The organism is Holdemanella biformis DSM 3989 (genome assembly GCF_000156655.1).
In the GTDB taxonomy this organism is placed as follows: Bacteria; Bacillota_I; Bacilli_A; order Erysipelotrichales; family Erysipelotrichaceae; genus Holdemanella; species Holdemanella biformis.
Genome location: NZ_DS996841.1, coordinates 179287 through 185431 on the forward strand (window position 1 = coordinate 179287; position 6145 = coordinate 185431).

At 31.8% G+C, this 6145-nt stretch carries 6 protein-coding genes; 2 read left to right on the forward strand and 4 right to left on the reverse strand.

Annotation, left to right across the window (positions count from 1 at the left end):
• Window positions 1-50: 50 nt before the first annotated feature.
• Genes EUBIFOR_RS12050 through EUBIFOR_RS02405 form a run of 3 tightly spaced genes read right to left on the reverse strand, consistent with a single transcriptional unit; the run spans window position 51 to window position 4372 of the window.
• On the reverse strand, window positions 51-425 hold the full coding sequence (locus EUBIFOR_RS12050) for a hypothetical protein (RefSeq protein ID WP_003864307.1): 375 nt from the start codon (window positions 423-425) through the stop codon (window positions 51-53).
• Complete coding sequence (locus tag EUBIFOR_RS02400) at window positions 406-2559, reverse strand: response regulator (protein WP_003864308.1); 2154 nt, start codon at window positions 2557-2559, stop codon at window positions 406-408. The genes EUBIFOR_RS12050 and EUBIFOR_RS02400 overlap by 20 nt, the downstream gene beginning before the upstream one ends.
• 43 nt (window positions 2560-2602) lie before the next feature.
• Window positions 2603-4372 (reverse strand): diguanylate cyclase domain-containing protein, encoded by a 1770-nt coding sequence (locus EUBIFOR_RS02405; RefSeq protein WP_003864309.1) that lies wholly within the window; start codon window positions 4370-4372, stop codon window positions 2603-2605.
• 126 nt (window positions 4373-4498) lie between these two features.
• Here EUBIFOR_RS02405 and EUBIFOR_RS02410 point away from each other — a divergent pair, with 126 nt between their 5' ends.
• Window positions 4499-4891 (forward strand): ABC transporter ATP-binding protein, encoded by a 393-nt coding sequence (locus EUBIFOR_RS02410; RefSeq protein ID WP_261795737.1) that lies wholly within the window; start codon window positions 4499-4501, stop codon window positions 4889-4891.
• A 30-nt stretch (window positions 4892-4921) separates the two neighbouring features.
• Here EUBIFOR_RS02410 and EUBIFOR_RS02415 read toward each other — a convergent pair whose 3' ends face one another.
• Window positions 4922-5539 carry a hypothetical protein gene (locus EUBIFOR_RS02415; protein WP_003864311.1) on the reverse strand — a complete coding sequence of 206 codons (618 nt, stop codon included), beginning with the start codon at window positions 5537-5539 and terminating at the stop codon, window positions 4922-4924.
• A gap of 426 nt (window positions 5540-5965) precedes the next feature.
• Between EUBIFOR_RS02415 and tnpA the strand changes: the two genes are divergently transcribed.
• Window positions 5966-6145 (forward strand): IS200/IS605 family transposase (tnpA, locus tag EUBIFOR_RS12645; protein WP_040466084.1); only part of this gene is annotated, 180 nt, incomplete at its 3' end.

Consider the following 6145-nt stretch of genomic DNA (forward strand, 5'->3'; position numbering starts at 1 on the left):
AAGAAAGACCGAATATTCAGATTTTAATCTGACATTCGGTCTTTTTTTCATCATTGCCTATCAAAATATTTCTTACCAGAATCTGGATTAAAATAGGTTCGAATATACCCATCCGTGGATACAACCACAAATTCATTGGTATTTTCTTTGTAGTATACATCATCTCCATCTTCTTTTTCTCTTTTATGTAAAGAATCTGGATCATTCACAACATCACTGGCACTCATTTCGTATTCTTTTAATGATGAAAATCCCATTTCTTTACCATGTTTTTCATAGTGAGACTCTAACAAATCTTCATTACGAAAATGGTATTCTTGATAGTCTACGACTACTTGTTTTTGTTCCTTAATTTCACATCCTGTTGGAAGCACAAGTGAGAATATACAAAAAAATAAGAGCAATTTATTCATGATTTTTTTCATATTGTTTTTTGTACTCCTTTAAACTTAAGCGGTTCGCTCCACCTTTTAAATTTGGATCTTTATATTGTGCTTTATCATCTTCCCATCCACATACTGGACAGATTTCATAGCTTCCTGGTCCGGATTGAAATGTATATTTTCCACAAACGGGACACTTAAATGTTAATACTCTTGATAAGGTTAAAATAACTTTATCCATATCGATTGGCTTTGCGATATGTCCGTTCATTCCAATGGATAACGCTTTTTGTTTATCCTCTTCAAAGGCATTGGCCGTCATCGCCACGATTGGAATATCACTAAGTTCACGAATTTTTTGTGTCGCTTGATAGCCATCCATATTTGGCATTTGAATATCCATCAAAATAAGATCATACTTATTTTCTTTCACTTTTTTAACACAAGCAATTCCATCATTTACGTGATCTACAATCAATCCATAGTCTGATAAAAGTGTCATCGCAATTTCTGCATTTAAATCATTGTCTTCAGCAAGTAAAATGTGTTTTCCTTTAAGGTCTATAATATTCGTTTCTTGATTTTTTTCTAACTCACTTTCTTTGGCAATTTCAAAATGAAATTTCATTCGAGTTGTTGTCCCTTGATTGACTTGACTTGATATTTCAATTGTACCATTCATTAATTCAACCAAAGATTTTACAATTGCTAAACCAAGTCCTGTACCTTTTACGCTCGTTTGCGTACCTGATTTTTCTCTAGAAAAGTCTTCAAAGGCATGTGGCAAATATGCTTCGCTCATTCCAATACCTGTATCTTGAATCATGCATTGAAACTGGCCAGATTCTCCTTCTTCTATTTGAATTAAAACCATACCTTCATCAGTATATTTAATGGAATTACCTATAATGTTCAATAATATTTCTTCAAGTTTAATTGGATCACAATAAATATATGGATGTTGAATTTTTGTCGTACATTGATACTCTAATCCTTTTTCATGAGCTAATTTTTCAAAGACAGAATTCAAAGAATCTAACACATCAAATATATTACATGCCTTTATATTCAATGTTTCTTTTCCACTTTCAATACGAGCCATTTCTAAAATGGAATTAATCAAATCTAAAAGAAATTTACTAGAAGAATGAATCTTGGATAGATAATCTTTTTCTTTTTCTGCATTTCCAATATTCTTTTCCATCAATTCCGTATATCCCATGATTGCGTTCATAGGTGTACGAATGTCGTGTGACATACTAAATAAGAAACGAGATTTGGCAGCACTTGCTTCTTGTGCTTTTTTTGCCTGCCATTCAATTTGACTTGCATACTCTAAATCTTTTCGATGGCGAATTTCAAATTGAGCAATGGCTGCCGTTACTAGAAAATCAATTAAAACACTCGCAATAACTAAGCTTCTTATTACATATGTATTGATCCAACCTTGTTTTGGCACAATTTCAAAATTCCATTTATTGTTGGGAAGCTTACATTTAATTAACAATGTATTTGAATCTATATTTTTTGAGCTTTGTGCTATTACTATCTTTTCCTTTGTACTACGATCTTTTTTCCAAATCACAAAATCATAAGATGCTTTTTTCAAATCACTTAAGTGAATTTCATCTAAAAATGCATCCCAATCAATGACTAAAATGGAAAATCCCCAGAACTCTTCATTCACATAGATTGGATCGTACAATAAAGCTCCTTTTCCACCTTGTTTTAAATCATACGGACCTTCCAATGTATATGTCTTTGTATCTTTTGCCAAAGTAGCAGCCTCTTTACGTTCATGTTCTGCCAACATATCCATGCCAATAGCTTTTTGATTTTCTTTGAAAGGATATACATTTTGAATAATTCCGTTTGGCGCAAGTTCAATTGTCTTAACAGCCGGATCATCTCCATACAGTCTAGATGCGATAGATTGAAAATATGCATCATCTAATTCAATGCCCGATTCAATCGTTTTCTTTAGAAAATCCACTTTTTGTATATACGACTCAAGCTTTATTTCAACACGATCGATTGTTGAGTTTACTGTATATTCCGCTTTTAATTTTTCTTGTTGAATTACGCTGTTACGAATAAACAAACATACCACATTCGTGATAACAGAGATCAACACAAAACCAATCAGTATTCGACAAACTAAATATTTATTTTCCATGGTTTCATTATAAAACGAAAAGAGATGTGTGACAAAACAAATATCACACATCTTTTGCGTTAAACTTTTCACTATAATGCGATTGCATAGCTTGCCAATCCATAAATAAAACATAGAAAACTCGACCAAAACGTTCGCTTTCCACAATTCTTCCTTGATCAAGTACAGGAATATAGGTTCCATCTTGTCTTCTCAATTGATAATGAATATAGTCATTCTTACTTCCACTTTCAATTTGATTCCAAATACTAGCTTCTACCGTTTTTTGTTGATCTTCACAAATTAAGTTTCTAAAACTTTTCTTTGTACCTTTAAATAATGCATCTAGATTTTCATATCCAGCCAAATCTAAAAATTCTTTATTGGCATAAAAAATTTCATCATCCTCTTTATCCGCACGATAGATCATAAAGGCTCCAGGTAAGTTTTCAGAAATATCATTTAACACAAATCCTAGTTGTTTACGAACACCCGATTGAAAACCTTCCTGATAGGCCATACATCCATTTTTACCATGAAGTTTTACTTCATAAAGAGATGTATCGGCACAACGCATGAGTTGAGATCTTTCAATCGCATTATTTGGATATTCGGCATATCCAAGTGAGATACTAAAAGAATATATTTGCCCTTTATACATAAATGTTTTTGGTGTTTTTGTGAATTCAATCAATGATTCTTTTGCTTCTTTTGCCGTACAATTTGGTAAAAGCATACAGAATTCATCTCCACCATTTCTACCAAGCAATGCAGAAGATGAAAAAAATTTTTGCATATTTTCAGATAGGCTTATTAAAGCTTTATCCCCATAGGCATGTCCATACATGTCGTTTATTAATTTGAAATCATCTACATCTAATAATACGGCTACACAATGTTCTTTTGGATTTTTTGAAATCATCTTTTCGGCCATTTCATCAAATCCATATCGATTATAAAGCTTAGTCAGTCCATCTTTATGAGCTAGTTCTTTTAATTCAACTCTTCTTTCATCCAAAAGGAATAAGACTATTGTAAGTCCAGTTAGTAGAAGAACTAAGGATAGTCCTCCAAAGAAAATTAAATATAAAGTTGTAGAGTTGCTCCATCCAGCTCCAGGCATGATTTCAAGTTTCCATTTTTCTTTTCCAACAGTCAAATTATAAGTGACTGGGCGAATCATTTTATCACAATTCGCATCAACCACTACATGTTTCTTATCTAAAACAGACGCTTCTCTTGAAAGTCGATAATTATATTTAAATTTAGATAAAGCGTTTGTCGAATCCTCAAAAACTTCAGGAACACGCAAAATCGCAATCGTAAATCCCCAAAAATATTCTTGTCCATTTTCATCTTTTAGATAAATAGGATTACGAACAACAAGCCCAGAACCTCCTTGTTTCAATTCAATAGGACCTTGGGTAATAGTTATATTATGATCTTTTGCGTAATTTGAAATTTCACCTCGATATGAATCCTTTAATAAATCAATTTTACCTGTTTCATTTCCTTCTTCAGGATAAATATCTGTTACCACTCCATTTGGTGCTAATTGCACACTTTGCACAGAATAAGACATTAAATTTTCGGCTATTTTGGAAAAATTTATGATTTGACCATTTCCATTTATTAACAACTGTTTTAAAGTATCTGTTATTTCAATTCCATTTTCAATATCATTTTCTATATGCTGACCATATGTCACAGCATTTAATTTTGCGATCGTACGCCTATCTTTTTGAATTTGAACATTTGTATTATATGTAAATACGCTCAATAGACATATTCCTACAAGAAATACAATCAACGGAACTATAGTCTTTTTCTTCACTTTCTTATACCTCGGTTATATTTTCCAATTTTATATTATAGCACAAGTCCTTATTAGGAACTATAAAATTTTTGTATAATACTTAATGTACGATTGCTGCATAATATCGTCAGTTAAGAAACCTTACTGCTTGCGGTAAGGAGTAGTCAGTACTTATTAAATAAGTTAACGGCACTTGAAAATGTTACTCTATCTATGGATATTGCGAATGTGCATCAAAATGATAAAGAAGTAAGAGCTGTTGAATTATTGGAAAAAGTAGGTTTAGATCAAGACCAGATTCATCGTCGTATCTTAAAACTTTCGGGTGGTCAGCAACAAAGAGTAGCCATCGCAAGAGCTTTAAGTTATGATCCAAAAATTATCTTGGCAGATAAGCCAATTGGAAATTTAGATTCGGATACGCGGGATGAAATTATGGATATTTTTGATGATTTAAAAGAACAAGGAAAATGCATTATCATTGTCACACATTCAAAAGAAGTGACCCAAAGAGCCGATAAAGTATATGCATTATAAGAAAGAAAGCGTAGGAATTTTCCAACGCTTTTACTGTAATATATACATATTATCTTCAATCAATCGAATCACTTTTCGTACAAATTGTACACTTACCAAATCATTGACTTTATGTCCCGTCGTTTCTAACTCACTAATTTCAATAATGGGTAAAGAATATTTGTCTAATTCTTCTTTTTTAATAGGTGTATGAAACGTATGTCCACAATCCAAATCGTAAAACAAGTAATAGTGATATATCGGCTCATCCTTAAGTTCAACATCTCCAAAGTACACAATGGAATAATCATCGTCTATATACTGCCCTTCGTAAAAGAATTGTTTCTTGTACTTTTTGTACTCCTCAGTTTCGTAGCTATAGATTCTTTCAATCTTGTAACCAATGAATTCTTTGTGAATACAAATGGGTGTCAAAATTTGCAACAACATATCTTTCATGCGATACATCTCTAGTTTCTTCTCTCTAGCTCCTTCAATAAATGCAGAATTATCTACATACCGATGACATCTAGAATACGCTCTTTGTTCCCTTTCTTTGTCCCGATAGTTTTTGGCTCGTTTATTCACACTATACAAACAATCCACTAGCATTTGTTTGGTGATAATGTGATTTAAAAGATTATCCCTATATTCTTTTGGTGTTTTCATATTTGTCCTCCATTTTCGTATAATATTCAAATTTATAATTCTTATTTGAGAACAAATACTTGCATATTCATTATATCATTAATAATCACTTTTTAGAGATAAATAATCCTATTGAAATTTCTGCACGTTTTTGACATTATTTTCAGTAGCATTGACATTTATGTATATAATCGACATTATTTTCAGTAGCATTGATATTTATGTACAGTTTTGAATATAATTTCAATAGGAGGATGTGCATATGATAGTTCGAGAGAAATATTTATCAGAAATACGTCCATTTTATAATGCAATCTAAGAACACTCGTGACTTTAGTCATGAGATGAATTGGATTGGCAGATGTTAGATAAATAATTTAAAAATAAATCATAAATATAGCGCTTAAAATATATACATATGTTATAATATTGATGAGGAGAAAACATATGGAAGTTGTTAAAGGAAGAGGCTATGTCTATTCAATACAGTATCATATTGTATGGTGTGTAAAGTATCGTCGTGATGTCTTGAACGGAAAGGTTTCAACAAGATTAAAAGAGTTGCTGACTCGGATTTCAAAGGATAATGGTTTTCAAATTCTGGAAATGAATATGGATGAGGATCAC

Bases quoted from the DNA above. Each gene is read 5' to 3' on its own strand.
- EUBIFOR_RS02400 (WP_003864308.1), bottom strand. From the start codon at position 2,559: ATGGAAAATAAATATTTAGTTTGTCGAATACTGATTGGTTTTGTGTTG.
- EUBIFOR_RS02415 (WP_003864311.1), bottom strand. From the start codon at position 5,539: ATGAAAACACCAAAAGAATATAGGGATAATCTTTTAAATCACATTATC.
- EUBIFOR_RS12050 (WP_003864307.1), bottom strand. From the start codon at position 425: ATGAAAAAAATCATGAATAAATTGCTCTTATTTTTTTGTATATTCTCA.